The sequence below is a fragment of the Methylobacterium sp. E-065 genome (assembly GCF_022829605.1).
Taxonomy (GTDB): domain Bacteria; phylum Pseudomonadota; class Alphaproteobacteria; order Rhizobiales; family Beijerinckiaceae; genus Methylobacterium.
The window spans coordinates 19,846-37,569 of record NZ_JAKSYD010000177.1; the positions used below are offsets into that span (position 1 = coordinate 19,846).

Consider the following 17,724-nt stretch of genomic DNA (forward strand, 5'->3'; position numbering starts at 1 on the left):
GCCGCGCGGTTAAGGGGGAGTCATTATGGTAAGGAAGCAGACACGGTGGGCAGCGTTCGCGCTGTGCGCCGCAACGATGACGGCTGGCGTCAGCGCGGCCGAGGCCCAGGTCGCGGCCACGGCGCCGGACGGGGGGCCGACCCTGGTCAATCCGGGCCCGAAGGCCAGCCCGGCGCGCAAGGCGCAGTACCGGGCGAACCGCGCCCGGCGGCGGGTGATCCGTGAGGGTCGGAGCTTCGCGGGCGCGAGCAGCGCGGCAGCCTCGAGCATCGCGCAGGGCGCCACCGCGGCCCCACCGTCGCTGCCGCCCGGCACCGTCGACCTCGGGCACGGGGTCACCGCGATCCTGAACTACACGGGCGAGTTCGCCACCAACCCGTCCGGCGGCCGGCGCCAGGGCTCGGACTATGCCGGCCAGGTGTTCTTCGGCCTCGACGCCGATCTCGGCCGCCTCGCCGGGGTCGAGGGCGGCTCGGTGCATGCCATCGTGACCGAGCGCCACGGGCGCAGCATATCGAACGACTTCATCGGCAACACCACCAGCGTGCAGGAGATCCAGGGCGGCGGCCAGACCGCGCATCTCACCGCCCTGTCGTACGAGCAGAAGCTGTTCGACAACCGCCTCGACATCGAGTTCGGCCGCGTCCTGGCCAACCCGAACTTCCTGGCCTCGCCGTTCTACTGCAACTTCCAGAACAACGGCATCTGCGGCGCGCCGAAGGGCGCGTTCAAGATGACGAACATCACGTGGTGGCCGATCGCCACCTGGGGTGCTCACGCCAAGGCCTGGGTCACCGACAAGGTGTTCGTGCATGCCGGCGTCTACGAGGTGAATCCACGCGATCAGCAGGACAACCAGAACGGGATCGACTGGTCGACCCGCGGCGCCACCGGCGTCGTGGTGCCGGTGGAGGTCGGCTACTCGACCAATTTCGGCAACGACCCGCTGCCGCGCAACTACGGCCTCGGCGCGATCATCGACCAGTCGGACTACAAGGATCCGGTTCAGGACGTCCGCCGGGGCTCGTACCTGCTCAGCGGCCTCGATCCGCTGACCCGGTTCGGCCGGTCGGCGATCTACGCCCGGTTCGACCAGATGGTCTGGCGTCCGGATCCGACCGGCGTCCAGGGCCTGACCCTGTTCGGGGCCTTCCTCGCCGGGACCGGCGGGCGGCAGTTCGAGGATTACTTCCTGAACGGCGGCGCCGTCCTCACCGGCACCTTCGCGGGCCGGCCCTACGACACGATCGGCTTCGGCTTCTCGTGGGAGCACTTCTCGCCGCTGGGTACCGCCAATCTCAGGGCGGCCCGCGCCAAGGTCGGCCTGGGCTACGGCGGTGTCTCCTCGTCGCAGACCATCCTGGAGGTGAACTACGGCATCCAGCTGACCCCGGCGATCCGCCTGATGCCGAACCTGCAATACGTCATCACCCCGCAGCTGCAGGAGCGCTACTTCGCTCAGCCCAAGCGCGTCCCCGATGCCTTCGTGGTCGGCGCGAAGATCTCGGTGGACCTGTTCACCCTGGCGGGCTTCGCCAAGGGCCCCGGCAGCCTCTGAGGCACCGCCCCCGCGGGCCGGCCCCGGCCGGCCCGCGGATCAGCGAACGACACGGCCGCGCGGGTCCTCCGCGCGGCCGTTCTCGTTTCCAGTCGGCTGGAGCCGTGCACGAAAAAGGGCCAGCCGCGATGGCTGACCCCGATCGTCCGACCTCCGCTGCGACGCGGAGGGTTCCGCAGGCCTCACTCGGCCGCGGTCATCTCGGCGGTGAAGTGGCCGCACCAGTCGTTCGTGGACACCACCGGCCACAGGCCCTTGGACTCCGGCTCCGGCTGGCTAACCGGCGGATTGAACCGGCACAGGCCGGCATCGGCCTGGGGTGCCGGGCCGTTGCCGGTGTGCTCGTCGAAGAACTTGCAGCTCTCGCAATGGGCGTTGGCCATGTTCCGTATCTCCCGATGAGGATCGGCTCCGCGCCGCTCTGTTGCGAATTAGAACAACTATAATCTGGAAGTCAAGGGTGAGGACCAGATCCGGGCCCCTGGCCGTCGGTCGGAATGGTCTGGCGCGCGGAGTCTGACGCGACGGGTCTGGGGCTCGACGGGCCGGCCGATCCGGCGGTGGGGCCAGCCCGATTCCGGCGTGGCCGGGCGCCCGGCGCGGACGGCGCGCATCCAAACGAGAACCTTCTCCGTGGGCCGCCTCGGACGATAAAATCGAACTCCTCTCCCGGCGATCGGTAGATCTGACCGGCGCCCAGGGTCCTGACCGGGTGTCATCGCCCGATCCACCGCGAAAAACTCCGGTCGATCGCGAGATAGAATTTCACCACCGCGCCCGGATTACAGGGAGAATGTTTTTCTCCACCCGATGAATAGGGAAAAGCGTTTCATTGACCTGCGACAGGCCGGCCATCAATTCTAGCGCTCCGTCCGGATGCCCGGCGGCGGCGCCGTCGCGTCCCGACCGGACCGTCGCACCGGCCCGCCCGAGGGCACCTGAGCAAGGCACCAGAGCATGACACGACCGAGACTCGTCGGGCTGAGCGCGAACGTGCAGCGGCCGTCCAAGACCCGCGCGCTGGTCGATGCGGTGCTGGGCGAGGCCAGCGCACAGGCCGACCTCGACGTCCGTATCCTGGACTTCGTCGATGCCGGCCCCGGCCTGGGGGCGGCCTGGACCCGCGATCAGCTTCCGCCGGCCGCCCGGTCGGTGCTCGATGCGATCGAGGCGGCGGACGGCCTCGTCGTTGGCTCGCCGGTCTACAAGGGCGCCTATACCGGCCTGTTCAAGCACCTGTTCGACCTCGTCGATCCGGGGGCGCTGGCCGGCAAGCCGGTGGCCATCGTGGCCACGGGCGGCGGCGCGCGCCACGCCCTCGTGGTCGAGCACGCCTTCCGGCCGCTGTTCGGCTTCTTCGGCGCGCTCCAGATCCCCACCGCGGTCTACGCCTCGGACGCGGATTTCCACGCGGGCCTGCTCACCGAGGCCGGAGTGCAGGCCCGGGCGGCGGAAGCCGGCGCCCAGCTCGCCGCGCTCCTCGTCCACCGGAACGCGACGGCCCCGCTCACCCTCGCGGCCGCCGAGTGAGGTCTGCGATGCTCGACCGCCGCACTCTGCTCACCGGCTTGATGGCTCTTCCGGCGGCCCTTCCGGTGGGCTTCGCAGCCCGGAGCGCCCGCGCGGCCGAGCCGGGCGTGCTCCGGATCGGCTACCAGAAGAACGGCATCCTGGTGGTCGCCAAGCAGCAGGGCATCATCGAGCGCCGTTTGGCGCCCCTCGGCCACACGGTGCGCTGGGTCGAGTTCTCGTTCGGTCCGCCGCTGCTCGAGGCCCTGTCGCTGGACGGGATCGATTTCGGGCAGACCGGCGATGCGCCGCCGATCTTCGCGCAGGCCGCGCGGTCCAACCTCGTCTACGCGGCCGCCCAGGAATCCGGCAGCTCCGGCATCGGGATCCTGCTGCCGAAGGGCTCGGGCATCCGCGGCCTCGCCGATCTCAAGGGCAAGCGCGTCGCCTTCGCCAAGGCGTCGAGCGCCCACAACCTGACCATCGCGGCCCTGGAGAAGGCCGGGTTGACCTATGCCGACATCGAGCCTGTGACCCTGGCCCCCGCGGACGCGGCGGCGGCCTTCGCCCGGGGCAGCATCGACGCCTGGACGATCTGGGACCCGTATTTCGCCATCGCCGAGGCGGGGGAGGGGGTGCGCGTGCTGACCCGCGCCGCCGACATCGCCCTGCAGAACAACTTCTTCCTGGCGAGCCGGCCCTTCGCCGAGAGCCGTGGGCCCGTGCTCGCCGCCACCATCGACGCCCTCGCCGAGGTGGCGACCTGGTGCACGCAGAATCGCGGCGCCGTCGCTGAGCTCCTGTCGCAGGGCACCGGCGTGCCGCTCGCCGCGACCCGCCGGGCGGTGGACCGGACCGACTACATGATCGGGCCGATGACCGAGCGCGTGATCGCCGCGCAGCAGCAGGTGGCCGACCGCTTCCATGCCCTGAAGCTGATCCCGAAACCGATCCGGATCGCCGACGCGGTCTGGGCCGCCCCCGCCCGCAACGGCTGAGATCCATGACCGACCGCCCGTCCCGTACCCTGCCTCTGCCGCACCCCGCCGGCCTCGCCCCGAGCCGCCGCCTGCTCCTCTCGGCCGGGCTCGGCCTCGCGGCGGCCGCGGTGCTGCGCCCCGCGCGCGCCGCCGGCAGCATCCGGATCGGCTATCAGAAATACGGCTCCCTCGTGCTGCTGAAGGGCCGCGGCACCCTGGAGAAAGCGCTTCAGCCGCTGGGCACCACGGTGTCGTGGTCGGAATTCCCGTCCGGGCCGCCGCTCTTGGAAGCGCTGAATGCCGGGGCGATCGATTTCGGCTCGGCCGGGGAGGCCCCGCCGATCTTCGCGCAGGCCGCCAGCCCGGAGTTGCGCTACGTCGCCGCCGAGCCGCCCGCCCCAAGGGGCGAGGCGATCCTCGTGCCGAAGGACAGCCCGGTGAAAACCGTGGCCGACCTGCGCGGCAAGACCATCGCGCTCAACAAGGGCTCGAACGTCCACTTCCTGCTGGTGCGCGCCCTGGAGCAGGCGGGCGTGCCCTACGACGCGGTGAAGCTCGCCTTCCTGGCCCCGGCCGACGCCAACGCCGCCTTCGTGCGCGGCTCGGTCGATGCCTGGGTGATCTGGGACCCGTTCCAGGCCGCCGCCGAACGCGCCACCGGCGCCCAGGTCCTGGTCGACGGCCGGGGGGCCGACGGCAAGGGTATTGCCCCCAACCGGCAATTCTACCTGTCCCGGCGCGGCTTCACGGATTCGAATGCCGAGATCGTGTCGGCCGTGCTCAAGGCGCTCGGCGAGATCGAGGCTTGGGCCGAGGGCCATGCCGAGTCCGTGGCGGCGGAACTCGCCCCCTCGGTGGGCATCCCCGCCCCGGTCCTGAGCGTCGCGCTCGGCCGCCTGTCTTACGGCGTCGCGCCCCTCGACGCGGCGACGATCGCCGACCAGCAGAAGGTCGCGGACGCCTTCCATGGCCTCGGCCTCCTGCCGAAGCCGATCCGGGTCGCCGACGCGGTCTGGACGCCGCCCGGGGGCAAGGCCGGAACCCAAGCGGAGGCCCGCTGATGCCCGCATCCAAGTACGAACGCCTGCGCGATGCCGCGATCCCCTGGCTGCTGCCGGCCGCCATCCTCCTCGGCTGGCAGGCCGCGGTCTCGGTCGGGCTCGTCTCCAACCGGTTCATGCCGGCGCCCCTCGACGTGGCCCGGGCCGGCTGGGAGGCCGGGCGGACCGGGGAGCTTTGGACCAATCTCGGGGTCAGCACCCTGCGGGCGCTGGCGGGCTTCGTGGTCGGCGGCGGGATCGGCTTCGCGCTCGGCCTCGCCAACGGCCTGTCGCGCCTGTCGGAGCGGCTGACCGACACCTCGGTGCAGATGGTGCGCAACGTGCCCCACCTGTCGCTGATCCCGCTGGTGATCCTGTGGTTCGGCATCGGCGAGGAGGCCAAGCTGTTCCTCGTGGCGCTGGGCGTGATCTTCCCGATCTACGCCAACACCCTGCACGGGATCCGCTCGGTGGATCCGGGCCTCGTCGAGATGGGCCGGGTCTACGGCATGTCCCGCACGGAGCTGTTCACCCGGGTGGTGCTGCCCGGCGCCCTGCCATCGATCTTCGTGGGCCTGCGCTACGCGCTCGGCATCATGTGGCTGACCCTGATCGTCGCCGAGACGATCTCGGCCTCCTCGGGGCTCGGCTACATGGCCATGCAGGCGCGCGAGTTCATGCTGGTCGACGTCGTGGTGCTGGCGATCCTGATCTACGCGGGCCTGGGCAAGCTCGCCGACGCCCTGACCCGCCAGCTCGAGCGCGCCTGCCTCGCCTGGAACCCCGCCTACAGGAGCGCCTGATGCTGCTCGACGCCGTCCACCGCGAGGTTTTGTCCGACCCGCGCACCGAGTCCCGGCACGCGGGAGCGGCGGCGATCCCGCGTGCGCCCGCCGAGCCGGGCCAGCGCGGGATCGCCGTCACCGTGCGCGACCTGCACAAGAGCTTCGACGGCCATACGGTCATCGAAGGCCTGAACCTGTTCCTGCCGGCCGGCGGCTTCACCGCGGTGGTCGGCCGGTCCGGTTGCGGCAAGAGCACCCTGCTGCGCCTGATCCTCGGGCTGGAGACGCCGACCGGCGGCCGGATCGACCTGGACGGGACGGCCGGCAGCCCCCGCCGCTCCGAGCCGCCGAAGCGGATCATGTTCCAGGAGCCGCGGCTCCTGCCCTGGGCGCGGGTCGTCGACAACGTCGCGGTCGGTCTCTCCGGCCACGGCACCCGGGCCGAGCGCCGGGAGCGGGCGCAGGCCGCACTCGTCGAGGTGGGCCTCGCCGAGAAGGCGGGGCAATGGCCCGCGACCCTGTCGGGCGGCCAGCGCCAGCGCGTGGCGCTCGCCCGGGCGCTGGTGAGCCGGCCGGGCCTGCTCGCCCTCGACGAGCCGCTCGGGGCGCTGGACGCGTTGACCCGCATCGGCATGCAGGACCTGATCGAGCGGATCTGGCTGGCGCAGGGCTTCACGGCGCTGCTCGTGACGCACGACGTCGCCGAGGCGGTGGCTCTGGCCGACCGGATCCTCGTGGTCGACGACGGGCGCATCGCCCTCGACCTGTGGGTCGACGTGCCGCGCCCGCGCCGGCGCGGGGATCCGGATCTCGCGCGCCTCGAAGGCCGCATCCTCGATCACCTGCTCGGCGGCTCCGAAACGCCCGCATGACCAGGTTTCCAAAGGGCGAGCCCTTTGGCGGGGCATCGGGCTTCGCCCCAACCCAGCAGGGCGCTGCCCTGCACCCGCAAAAGGTCGTAGACCTTTTGAAACCTGAATTCTGATCCGCAAGGAAGATCTCGATGACTGCATCGCAAGACGGGCGGCAAGACGGGCGCGCAGACGTCCTCTGGTTCCTGCCGACCCACGGCGACGGGCGGTATCTCGGCGCCCAGGAGGGGGCCCGGGAGGTCTCGCTCAGCTATCTCCGGCAGATCGCGCAGGGCGCGGACGACCTCGGCTATTACGGCGTGCTGCTGCCGACCGGGCGTTCCTGCGAGGATTCCTGGATCGTCGCCTCGGCGCTCGCCCCGCTGACCAAGCAGCTGCGCTTCCTCGTGGCGGTCCGGCCGGGCCTGATGGAGCCGTCTGCTGCGGCCCGCATGACCTCGACGCTCGACCGGATCTCGGACGGGCGCCTCCTGATCAACGTCGTCACCGGCGGCGATCCGGTGGAGCTCGCGGGTGACGGCGTGTTCCTGTCCCACGACGAGCGCTACGCCGTCACCGACGAGTTCCTGACGATCTGGCGCGGCCTGCTTTCGGGCGAGACCGTGACCTTCCAGGGCCAGCACCTGCGCGCCGAGAACGGCCGGCTGATCTACCCGCCGGTGCAGAAGCCCTACCCGCCGCTCTATTTCGGCGGTTCGTCGGCGCCCGGCATCGCGGTGGCGGCCGAGCATTGCGACGTCTACCTCACCTGGGGCGAGCCCCCGGCGCAGGTCGCGGAGAAGATTGCCGCCGCACGGCAGGCCGCCGAGGCGAAGGGCAAGACCTTCTCGTACGGCATCCGCCTGCACGTGATCGCCCGGGAGACGGAGGGCGAGGCCTGGGAGGCCGCCGAGACGCTGATCTCGAAGCTCGACGACGCCACCATCGCCAAGGCGCAGGAGACCCTGAAGCGGCAGGATTCCGTCGGCCAGAGCCGGATGATGGCGCTCCACGGCGGCAGCCGCGACAAGCTCGTGGTCTCGCCGAACCTCTGGGCCGGTGTCGGCCTCGTGCGCGGCGGCGCCGGAACGGCCCTGGTCGGCTCGGCCGATCAGGTGGCCGACCGGATGAAGGAGTATATCGATCTCGGGATCGACCGCTTCATCCTCTCGGGCTACCCGCACCTGGAGGAGGCCTACCGCTTCGCCGAGCTGGTCTTCCCGAAGCTGCCGCTGCGCGCCACCACCGGGCGCCCGGCCACCAACGCCCGCAACGACGGCCCGTTCGGCGAGATCATCGCCAACGACCTCGTGCCGGCCCGGCGCGTCGGGGCGCATTGACCCGGAAAATCAGCCATGCCCTTCAGTATCGGGCATGGCTGATCTGCATTCGCGTCACCGGAACGTCACGGTGAGGCCATTCTTGGCGTCCATCCGCCCTGTCCATCGTCGCGCGACGCGTTCGCGCGTCAGGACGCGTGAAGGATGTCCATGACTTCGACCAAGACGGCCCTGTTGGCCATCGCCCTGTGCTTCGGCTCCGCCGCGGCCTTCGCCGAGTCTTCCCCCGGCCGGGAAGCCCTCAAGCAGCACTGCACCGGCGATTACATGGATTACTGCAGCGCCTACGCGCCGGGTGGCCCGGAGGTCGAGGCCTGCTTCAAGACCAACCTCAAGAACCTCTCCCCCGGCTGCTCGGCGGCGATCACCGCCTACAAGAAGGAGCAGCGGGCGACCAAGCGGGTCAGCGAGGCGCGCTGAGCGGCGGGTCCTCGGATCCCCTAGCTCCCCGTCGAACAACAGGCGCGCGGCCCCCGTCTCTCCCTCTGCCCATGCGGAGGGACGGGGGCCGCGCGCCCGCATCCTCGAACGGACGTCTGCCGATCCCGGGGACCCGCGCGCCTGCGCTGACGGGCCAGCCCGCCGGGACCTCGACCCGGCGTCGCCGGAACGGCCGAAGGCGCATGTCGAGCGCGCGCCCTGAAGACCGCACGGTCCCGCCATCCGCCGACAGGTCATCGCGAAGTGTTGGCGGCGGCCGTGATGCGCCGTCCGGAGCCCAGGGCAGGCTACACCGCCGCACCGCCAGATGTCGTCCAGATGGCGCGGCCGGAATCTCTGGGCCACTCCCGCGCTCAACACGAAATTTTAAGCGTGCGGCCGCGATGACGAGGCGCTACTTCAGGCTAGCCTGATTCCAACGATCCCGCGTGGATCGCGCGGCGGCGCGGGGCCTGTGTCCCGGCCCCGTCGGAGCTTCTGAGATCCGGATCCCGTACCGATGACCACACCCGACAGGATCCCCGCCGGACGCGCGATGCGCGCGGCGTCGGCGCGTGTGTCGCGGACGATCCTGGGTGGGTGCGTCGCCACCATGATGATCGTGCTCGATCTCATCGTGTATTCGCAGCTCATCTTCTCCGGCCCGCTCGCCGAGAGCCGCACCGCCGGCGTGGCGGCGATGCTCTCGGCCTACGTCCTGGGCGGACTCGTCTTCGCGGTGCTCAAGCGGGACGTGGTGGTTTCCCTGTCGTTCTTCGGAGCGGCCGCAATCGTGCAGGCGGCGATCGCCGCCAGGGTCGCGGAGCAGCTGCACGCGGCGGGCGTGACCGATCCGGATGCGGTCGGCCAGATCGTCCTGCTCGCCTGCGGCGCGGCGACCCTGCTGACCGGCCTCGTCTTCGTGGCGCTCGGCACCCTGCGGGCCTCGCTGGTGATGCAGCTGCTGCCCTACCCGATCCTGACCGGCTTCCTCGCCGGCGTCGGCCTGCTGCTGCTGCGCAGCGGCGTGCAGATCGGCGCCCATATCGACGACGCGGTCGCGTCCCTGCTGGGCCTGTTCGATCCGGCAACGCCCAGCCTGCGCGATCCCGGCACGCTCGGGCGCATCGCCCTGACGCTCGGCATCGGCTTCTGCGCCTTCTATCTCCCCCGGCGCGTCCCGCACTGGAGCACCTTCCCCGCCATCGTCATCGCCAGCTTCGCGCTGGTGCATCTCGGCGTGTCGATGCAGGGCCTCGACACCGCCGCCGCGCAGGCGGCCGGCTGGCTGATCGACCCGCTGCCGCCGGGCCCGCTGCTGCGGGCCCCGGCGATCGCCAGCCTCCCGGGCTTCGACCCCGCCCTGCTCCTGCCGGTCCTGCCGAAGATCGCCACCGAGATCCTGGTCGCGGTCATCATCCAGATCCTCTACGTCGTCAGCGTCGAACTGGATCTGCGGCGCGAATTCGGCATCGACCGGCTCTTCGTCGCCTCGGGCTTCACGAACGTCCTCGGCAGCCTGTTCGGCAGCCCGGTGATGGGTTTCGACCGGACCTCGACGCTGTACCTGCACAATATCGGCGGCGGGCAGTGGCTCGGGCGGTGGCTGACGCTCGCCATCACGGCGGCCCTGCTGCTGTTCGGCGCGAGCAGCCTGGGCCTGCTGCCGCGCCCGCTGGCCGGCGGCGCCCTGATCGCCATCGCGCTGGGGCACCTGTTCAACCTCTCCCGCGCCCACAGGACCCTGCTGCCCTGGGAGGTCGCGGTGGCGGCCTGCGTGTGCGCGGCGACCGCCCTGTTCGGGGCCACAATGGGCTTCCTGACCGGCATCCTGATGGCGATGCTGATCTTCGCGGTCCAGTACGCCCAGATCCCGACCATCCACCGGGCGATCTCCGGGGCGGAGCGGCGCAGCAGCATCATCCGCGAACGCGCCGGTAATTCATCATTTTAAACAGGTTCTTAGCTCTGAGCTCATCTAAGCTACCCACGTCCAATCCCACATCCTAAAAACGGATTGTCCAACACGGTCTGGCACTATTGCGGACGTTTTCTTTAGCCAGATACGCGAACGGCATTTATGAGAAGTGGCGTGGCGACCGCCCTGCTCATAGCCAGAGGCTTCAACGGGCACACCCCCCAATCATGAAAACTCATCGACCGAACGATCAATGGTTAGATCCAGAAAATGATTTACAGCAGACGCCCGGAGCTATATTTTTTGATTTTCCATGCAATTCTATAATTCATTGCTCAACCTAATTAAATACGAATAATTTATCAATAGAACATATTTTAGCCCAGGCATTCATCAGCTCACGTCGCTTCTCGAACAGATCAGAGCGCCGGTAGGCCCGTTCAGTCGCGTCACCTACTGTGTGTGCCAACGCCATCTCAGCTAAGTCACGCGGGAACGCAGTGTACTCACCAGCCCAATCTCGGAACGACGAGCGGAAGCCGTGGACCGTGATGCCGGTGCGATCCAACTTCGCAAGTACGTCACGGGTCATCTTATCATTGAGTGGCTCCCCGCTTCGGCGGCCTGGAAACACGAAGATGTCGTTGAAGCCGCGCATCTGCGCCAACAGGGCCACCGCCGGTTCCGACAGCGGCACCCGGTGCTCAATCCCGGCTTTCATCCGCTCGGCCGGTATGGTCCAAATGGCACGATCCATGTCGATCTCGACCCAGCGTGCGCCCAACGCTTCGCCAGATCGAACTGCCGTGAGGATTGTGAACTCCAATGCCCTCGCTGGAATCGTGTCCTGGCCGCGAAGCTCGGCCATGAATACTGGCACCTGCCGGAAGGGCAGGGCAGGGTGATGTGCAACCTTCTTTACCTTGGATCGCCGCGGCAACAGGTTGGCAAGGTGACCCTTCCACCGCGCCGGATTCTCGCCGCGGCGATAGCCGCGGGTCGTCGCCCAATCTAGGATAGCCTCGATTCGTCCCCGTACCCGCGTGGCAGTCTCGGGCTTCGTGCTCCAGATCGGCTCTAACGCCTTCATAACTAGGCCGGTGTCGATAATTTGGACCGGAAGATCACCGAACAACGGATATGCATAGTATTTCAGTGTAGATGGCCACTGTTTTGCGTGTCGATTACTGCGCCAACTTGCTTTGTGCGCTTCAATGTAAATCTCAGCGCATTGCTTGAACGTGACAGCCTTCGCGGCTTCTAGCTCCGCCTCCTGAAATTTCGCCCTACGGACCTCAATGGGGTCGATTCCGTCGGCCGTTAGCTTACGGCAATCCCGAGCGCGATCCCGTGCTTCGGCGAGGCTGAAGGTAGCAGCCGAACCCAACCCCATCTCGCGTGACTTGCCACGAAGGGTGAACCGAAAAATCCAGCTTTTGGCGCCACTGCCGGTGACTTGAAGCCAAAGACCGTGGCCGTCGCCATACATGCCCGGTATTTTCAGCCGAGCAACGCCGAGAGCAGTGAGCTTACCCTGCATTATTTCACACCCAAGCCTCTACTCGCATTATAATCGTAGATTTGTAGTTACGCCAGGGTTCAGCAATAGCTTCGCTACAAAACACCTGCAGATCCAGCCTTTTATGAAAAGTTGGGGAACTGTAATAGATGCGCTAGGTGTCAAAGCCTATGGGAAAGCCGGTACCAGCCTTCAAGCCTAGCGGAATTGGGTAGCAGATCCGCGAGCTGCAGCGACTCCTGGATGCATAAACGTTGAACATCGAGGTTTTGTAAGAGGCGACGGAACGGGCTTTCGCTCGAATCGCCTCGTTCTGCTCAGCGTTGGCTTGAATCGCATTGAGGAGCTTACGTGCCGACGGCTCGAAGCGTGGCGTGATAGCTTGGTGCGGGTCGACGGCGATGCTGAGCAGCATCGCCGCAGCCAGGGCACCGCAAACCGGGTGCTCAGTATCGTCAAGGCGATGCTTAATCACGCGGTGGGCGATCCGACGAATGGACTCACCGACGATAGCGCTTGGCGGCTTGTCCGCCCTTTTCAACAGGTCGGCCGGGCACGCGAGGTTCACTTCACGCCCGCGGAGGTGCTGCGTCTCCTTGGAAGCTGCGAGGATGCCGTAATTACTCACGGGGTGGATCGGTCGGCGGCTGAACGCCCACCGCTGGGCGGCTTGCCGGGACGAGCTTGCCTCTTGCGCGGGTCGGATTTCGCTGATTCCCTCGTGAGATGGGCCGCAGCGAACTGGAACGGCTGAGCCGCGAAGAGCTGATCGAGCTGGTGCTGCGGCTGCAGCGGCCAGAGAAGACCTCGCGCACCTCGTCCAAGCCGCCCGCGACGGACCGCAAGGAGCAGCGGGAGCACTCCAAGCCCGGCGGCGCCAAGCTCGGTCACGAGGGCCATAGCCGCGTCGTCAGCGATGATCCTGACGCTGTCGTCGATCATCGTCCCGAGGCGTGCGCGTGCTGCGGCGGCCTTCTGCCTAGTGCACAGACGCTGACGAACGCACCACGTGCTTGCCTGCTAAAATATTGATTCAGCTTGTAAAATAGCCTTGCCGTGTGTACGTTTTGTCGGCGTCATTGCACTAGAGACCTGTGCGCCGAGATCGCCAGCGTCTCTGAGCGGATCGAGCTGCCTGCGGTGGCGCCGGTCGTAACGCAGCACCGGCGCCTTGCCGTTCGTTGTCCGCGCTGCGGGACGCGCGTGATCGCGCCGGCACCCGAGGCAGTGCGAGGTACGCCGTTCGGTCCGCGGCTGCACGCGGTGGCGACGTACCTCAAAACCTTCCAAGCGCTCTCGTATGAGCGGCTGCAGGCGGCGCTCTCCGACCTGTTCGGCCTCACCCTCAGCCAGGGCGGGCTGATGTATCTGCTCCGGCGCGCGCAGGGCCGCTTCCGTGCCGGCCGTGACGCGGCCATCGCGACCCTGCGCAAGGCTGAGGTCGTCGCCTGCGACGAGACCGGCGTGCGCATCGAGGGCTCGAACGCCTATCATTGGCTGTTCCACTCGGCCGACGCGGTGGTGCACACGCCGTCTCTGACGCGCGGCGCTGTTGTGGTGCGCGAGATGATGGACGGGCACCGGCCCGCGGTGTGGATCTCAGATCGCTACACGGCCCAACAAGGCCACGCGGATGAGCACCAGACCTGCCTGGCGCATCTGGCGCGCGACGTTGCCTTCGTTGTCGAAGTCAGCGACGATCCCGTGCCCTGGCGCCTGCAGCTCTGGCTGGGAAGCGTCTTCGCCCTGGCCGAACGCGTCACCGACTTGGCCGCCTCGAAGCTCTCGGCCAAGCGCCGGAGCCTGGATCGACAACTTGGCGCCATCCTGGCCACGCCGAGCCGCTGTGACCTGACACGCGACCTGCAGGCCAAGATCAGCCGCGCCCGCGATCAGCTCCTAGTCTTCCTCGCCTATCCTGGAAAAGTCGAGCCGACCAACAACGGCTCCGAGCGGCTGCTTCGTCCGGCTGTCGTGCAGCGGAAGGTTACCAACGGCTACCGCGCCATGTGGGCGGTTGAGGGCGAGGCCGCCATCCGCACCGTCGCCGACACCGCCCGCCTGAGCGGCGCCAATCCATTTGGCGCCATCCTCAAAACCGTGGGCGCCTGAACCCGGCCATCACAGGCGTGGGTAATTACCAGGCGACTGCCATGCTTTTGCCTTGCGCCGTCTTCCATCGATCTGGCGCAGCATCAGCACCACCTGTTCCGCGCTCGGCCTCTGTCTCGCTTCATCCCCAACTCCTCCGGTCCGGGCTGATTCTCTCAATCAGTCCGGTCCAAAGCCAGTCGGTCAGGCCAAAATCACCCATTATGCTACAAGATAATAACTCTGGAATTGCCGCCGAATGCACACGATTATCCGCACAATATATGTGACGCAATCATCCCAAATCACTCGCGGCTGAGGAAATGATGACTAAGCGTTATACCCCAGAGGAAAAACAAGAGTTCAATCGACGTTTCTTAGATGATTTTCTCGCCGATTTGACGGTTGAGGAGATCGCGGAAAAACACGGTGTATCGAAAGCGTCAATATACCGTTGGAAAAGGGAGCAAAATCAAGATATCGTACAGCTTGACGTATTTAAAAATTTTGGTATCGATATTGAGGACGCATTCAATATAGTTCATAGGCACGACATCGCCGACCGCTGGACTCTCAGAGATGCTCTATTCCGTATTGCAATTTGGATAAGATGGCCCACGGAGCCGCACATACAAAGGGCAATGTTGATAACATGCATTTGCAATTATCTAAGACAGCATTGCCCGTCCCCAAACCTACACAAACTGGATGAAAACGAGCGAAAATTTCTGTACAAATACGTCGACCTGGATTTTCTCGGCTCAATTGCGACGCCGAATGCCCCATATTTCGATTTCTTTAACATCCAGTCACATGGCAAGGCTCGATATTCGGATCTAGATTTTTTTGGAGCCGTCACGAAATATATGCTTTCACCGCTAGCGGTGCGCGGCTCATCAAATAAATATATTCAACTCGCCGAAGTGCATTATTTAATTCAAAACGAAGTTTTTGGCCCTACTTGGGTGATGTCTAAACGGACATTCGAATATATTTGGGCAAAACGAGCAGCAACATTTCCGTTTTTATTTGTGGAAAGACACAACAAACCCGAATACAAAGTTGATTGGAATTTTGAGCCTCAATCGCCTGAATTTCATCAAGAATTTGACGATATTTTTGAGAATGTGGCGCACGTTAAGCGCTATTTAGCGCATTGCCGTTGGGCGACCGAGACGCTTCGCTCCCGACTTCACCCTCGAACGCTAAAGCACATCCGATTTCCGAATTTTCCTGATGGGCTCGCGTCGATCGCACTGCCAACGGAGCCCTTTGATGCCGCCGAGACGGCAAAACTGAAAAGGGTCGGTACGGATTTTTTCAAGGCAAAATCAGGCACTTAGCTTGGCATCCTTCCGCGGAAAGCTCTCGCGTCCAAGAATGTGCTGAGAAGCCTCATCATGTCCTTCATCGAACCAACAGTGGTTCGAGAGATACGGTGAGCACATGAAACGTAAAAGTAAATCATCTAAAGTGGAAGATCAGCAGTTCTTCCAAAAACAGGCTTAGTAAGACTTCGACAGATCTTGGCACCAATAGGGCCTATCCCTGTCAGCCGCTCGGCCTTCTGGGCGGGCGTGAAAGTCGGGATCTATCCGGCCCCGATAAAACTGTCACGACGAGTCACCTGCTGGCGTGCCGAGGAGATTCAAAATCTCTTCCACGGCAGACCTGATGCCTAAAGCATCATAATCAGCCAATCATCCCACCTGCCGAAGCTCTTGTGAGCTTCGGCAGGTCTCAAAAAATTCGGAATCCCAAAAATTGCCGCCAGACGCGGCGAAGGAAAACTCATGTCAAAACTGCGCGGGAAGTCAATAATTAGTCAGAATTGGAACGACGACACGGAATTCTTCGACGAGATTAGGCCCATGATCGATGAAAGTCCGATCAAAGCTGTCAACTTACTTCGTTGCTTTCATCGTCAGTCGCTGAAGGGACATCACAAGCGCGTAAAACACACTATCGTGCATGCTTACGCTTGTGCCCTAAAACTGAAGAAAAGCGAGAAGGTGATCAAAAAATTCTATAGCCAAGACTTCTTTTTAAAAAGAAAGTACAAATTGGATGATTCGAATCTGCTTCGTATGACTATGTGCTACATATTCGGAAGCCTCGAAGGAAGCAACTACGGGCAGGCGCTGAGCTACGAACGTGCGATTCGACCATTCTTCATGCGTCAAGCAAGCAAAGACGAGGTCGCAGAAGCTCTTTCAGAAAAGAGTCTAGATGAACTTGAACAGGAAGCTAAGGCCGAAAGAAAAGGACATGAGAATGCCGAACCAGATCATTCTACTGGCGATCAAGGAGATGACACTAGTACAAATAAAGGCAATCCAACGTATTATGAAGAAGAAAAATACGACGATGAGGAACAATCCGCGGAATCATCAGAGTCTGATCCCGTATCCAAAAATAATGAAACGCGAGGCAACACTACCTCCAAGCGTGAAATTAAATTGAGCGATCTACGATTAGTGTCGACGGATCAGATATCGCTTCGCGTAATCAATGATCTTGCCTACAAATGCGGCTCAATTGACTACGAGCGCGAAGAGACTTCCTCAGGCTTCGTTCGTATCATCGCAACTGCAGTACACCCCAAGCCGTAAAGGCTGGCCGGCTAGTGATGAACATTCGTCCCTCACTAGCCGGACATGGATTAGATATCAGGACAAAACAAGATTTGAAAGGGCAAACTGTTCGGCAGAATGCTTTGAGATCCACACTACACACACACCTTATAGCACCTACCACCTCATTAATGCAGGCTACTCATGCCCAAATATGCCCATTTTCTATCGCCTTCCCGCTCTTACAGACCACCTAAGCACCTTTTCGAACTTCGACCCCCCAGACCCTATGACCCTCGTTCGCCCCTGCCCACCATTGTGGATTTGAACACCCTCGCCGAGGTTCACCTGCGCGCTGACGATAGGATCAAGGACTACCTCGAATACCCGCGCAAGAACTACAAGCAGGTCGCCTGCCGCGACGCGGTCGACGAGCTTCAGCGGTGCAAAGCGAATGCACTCTACGCAAACAACGCCTATTCCCGGATCGCCTTCGCCGAAATCGCCCTGAAGCACATCGCCGCTGAGCCGGGCATCGTTTACGGCCCGCGCTGCTTCGTGACGGTCACCCCCGCGCGTTTCGCCTTCTCTCTTGGCGACCGCGGTATGTTCTCTCCGCAAGGCCGTTCCGTGATGCGGAGCCTGGGCGAGGCCGCGCACTTCAAGATCCACCAGCTGCAGCAAGTGACCCGGCAGGCGTTCGGCGACCTGCCGTTCATCGGCATGGTCGAGGTCGCGCTTTTCCCGAGTTGGTCGTCATCGGGCTGGGCCGTGTTCGACTCGGTGTCCTGGCACTGCCACCTGCTCGCCTGGGGGGCTACAGAAGAGGAGCTCAACGGGATCCTTCGGCCGCTTCGCGAGCGGCATAGCAGCATCAAGGAGGGCGTCACCTCGGTGCACATTCAGACGGTGCCTGACGACGATATCATGCGCAAGTTTGTTTACGCCCTGAAGGCCCCGCAAAAGGTCTACCGTACCGCCTACTTGCGGACGGTCTCACGCGATCAGGTGCTGACTGGCTTCGACACCCGGGCTTGGCGGATCAAGAAGGATTGGCTGCGCACGGGACAGCGAGTTCGCCTACTCGACGTGATGGCCGGCCGCACCCTCGACAGGCTGCTGTTCGGCAACCGCGAGGGC

General features: G+C 64.7%; 15 protein-coding genes and 1 pseudogene. 13 read left to right on the forward strand and 3 right to left on the reverse strand.

Going from position 1 to position 17,724, the window contains the following annotated elements; translation table 11 throughout:
• The first annotated feature begins 76 nt into the window (after nt 1-76).
• Nucleotides 77-1,558, forward strand: coding sequence for a carbohydrate porin (locus MKK84_RS22270; RefSeq protein WP_243923756.1), 1,482 nt, complete (start codon nt 77-79; stop codon nt 1,556-1,558).
• A 182-nt stretch (nt 1,559-1,740) separates the two neighbouring features.
• Here MKK84_RS22270 and MKK84_RS22275 read toward each other — a convergent pair whose 3' ends face one another.
• The gene (locus tag MKK84_RS22275) at nt 1,741-1,941 is read right to left on the reverse strand and encodes a hypothetical protein (RefSeq protein WP_243923758.1); all 201 of its coding nucleotides are present in this window, start codon (nt 1,939-1,941) and stop codon (nt 1,741-1,743) included.
• Between the two features lie 574 nt (nt 1,942-2,515).
• Here MKK84_RS22275 and msuE point away from each other — a divergent pair.
• The 8 genes from msuE (at nt 2,516) to MKK84_RS22315 (ending at nt 10,437) form a co-directional block, all read left to right on the forward strand.
• Nucleotides 2,516-3,088 (forward strand): FMN reductase, encoded by a 573-nt coding sequence (msuE, locus tag MKK84_RS22280; RefSeq protein ID WP_243923760.1) that lies wholly within the window; start codon nt 2,516-2,518, stop codon nt 3,086-3,088.
• Between the two features lie 8 nt (nt 3,089-3,096).
• Nucleotides 3,097-4,065: an aliphatic sulfonate ABC transporter substrate-binding protein gene (locus MKK84_RS22285; protein ID WP_243923769.1), complete on the forward strand. Its 969-nt coding sequence runs from the start codon at nt 3,097-3,099 to the stop codon at nt 4,063-4,065.
• A 5-nt stretch (nt 4,066-4,070) separates the two neighbouring features.
• Complete coding sequence (locus MKK84_RS22290; protein WP_243923771.1) at nt 4,071-5,108, forward strand: sulfonate ABC transporter substrate-binding protein; 1,038 nt, start codon at nt 4,071-4,073, stop codon at nt 5,106-5,108.
• Entirely contained in the window at nt 5,108-5,890 is a 783-nt protein-coding gene (gene ssuC / locus MKK84_RS22295; RefSeq protein WP_243923773.1) for an aliphatic sulfonate ABC transporter permease SsuC, read from the forward strand. The genes MKK84_RS22290 and ssuC overlap by 1 nt, the downstream gene beginning before the upstream one ends.
• The gene (locus MKK84_RS22300) at nt 5,890-6,744 is read left to right on the forward strand and encodes an ATP-binding cassette domain-containing protein (RefSeq protein WP_243923775.1); all 855 of its coding nucleotides are present in this window, start codon (nt 5,890-5,892) and stop codon (nt 6,742-6,744) included. Before ssuC ends, MKK84_RS22300 begins: the two co-directional genes overlap by 1 nt.
• A gap of 131 nt (nt 6,745-6,875) precedes the next feature.
• Nucleotides 6,876-8,063 carry an FMNH2-dependent alkanesulfonate monooxygenase gene (gene ssuD / locus MKK84_RS22305; protein ID WP_243923777.1) on the forward strand — a complete coding sequence of 396 codons (1,188 nt, stop codon included), beginning with the start codon at nt 6,876-6,878 and terminating at the stop codon, nt 8,061-8,063.
• Nucleotides 8,064-8,213: 150 nt separating this feature from the next.
• Nucleotides 8,214-8,483, forward strand: a complete 270-nt coding sequence (locus MKK84_RS22310) for a hypothetical protein (RefSeq protein WP_243923779.1) — start codon at nt 8,214-8,216, stop codon at nt 8,481-8,483.
• 520 nt (nt 8,484-9,003) lie between these two features.
• The gene (locus MKK84_RS22315) at nt 9,004-10,437 is read left to right on the forward strand and encodes a SulP family inorganic anion transporter (protein ID WP_243923781.1); all 1,434 of its coding nucleotides are present in this window, start codon (nt 9,004-9,006) and stop codon (nt 10,435-10,437) included.
• Nucleotides 10,438-10,741: 304 nt separating this feature from the next.
• Here MKK84_RS22315 and MKK84_RS22320 read toward each other — a convergent pair whose 3' ends face one another.
• Nucleotides 10,742-11,941: a tyrosine-type recombinase/integrase gene (locus MKK84_RS22320; RefSeq protein WP_243923787.1), complete on the reverse strand. Its 1,200-nt coding sequence runs from the start codon at nt 11,939-11,941 to the stop codon at nt 10,742-10,744.
• 133 nt (nt 11,942-12,074) lie between these two features.
• Nucleotides 12,075-12,548, reverse strand: a complete 474-nt coding sequence (locus tag MKK84_RS22325) for a hypothetical protein (RefSeq protein WP_243923788.1) — start codon at nt 12,546-12,548, stop codon at nt 12,075-12,077.
• Between the two features lie 98 nt (nt 12,549-12,646).
• Here MKK84_RS22325 and tnpC point away from each other — a divergent pair.
• The 4 genes and pseudogenes from tnpC to MKK84_RS22350 form a co-directional block, all read left to right on the forward strand.
• Nucleotides 12,647-14,032 (forward strand): annotated as a pseudogene (gene tnpC, locus MKK84_RS22330) (IS66 family transposase).
• A gap of 305 nt (nt 14,033-14,337) precedes the next feature.
• Nucleotides 14,338-15,354, forward strand: a complete 1,017-nt coding sequence (locus MKK84_RS22335; RefSeq protein ID WP_243923789.1) for a transposase — start codon at nt 14,338-14,340, stop codon at nt 15,352-15,354.
• 528 nt (nt 15,355-15,882) lie between these two features.
• The gene (locus MKK84_RS22345; protein ID WP_243923791.1) at nt 15,883-16,623 is read left to right on the forward strand and encodes a hypothetical protein; all 741 of its coding nucleotides are present in this window, start codon (nt 15,883-15,885) and stop codon (nt 16,621-16,623) included.
• A gap of 285 nt (nt 16,624-16,908) precedes the next feature.
• Nucleotides 16,909-17,724 (forward strand): hypothetical protein (locus MKK84_RS22350; protein ID WP_243923795.1); only part of this gene is annotated, 816 nt, incomplete at its 3' end.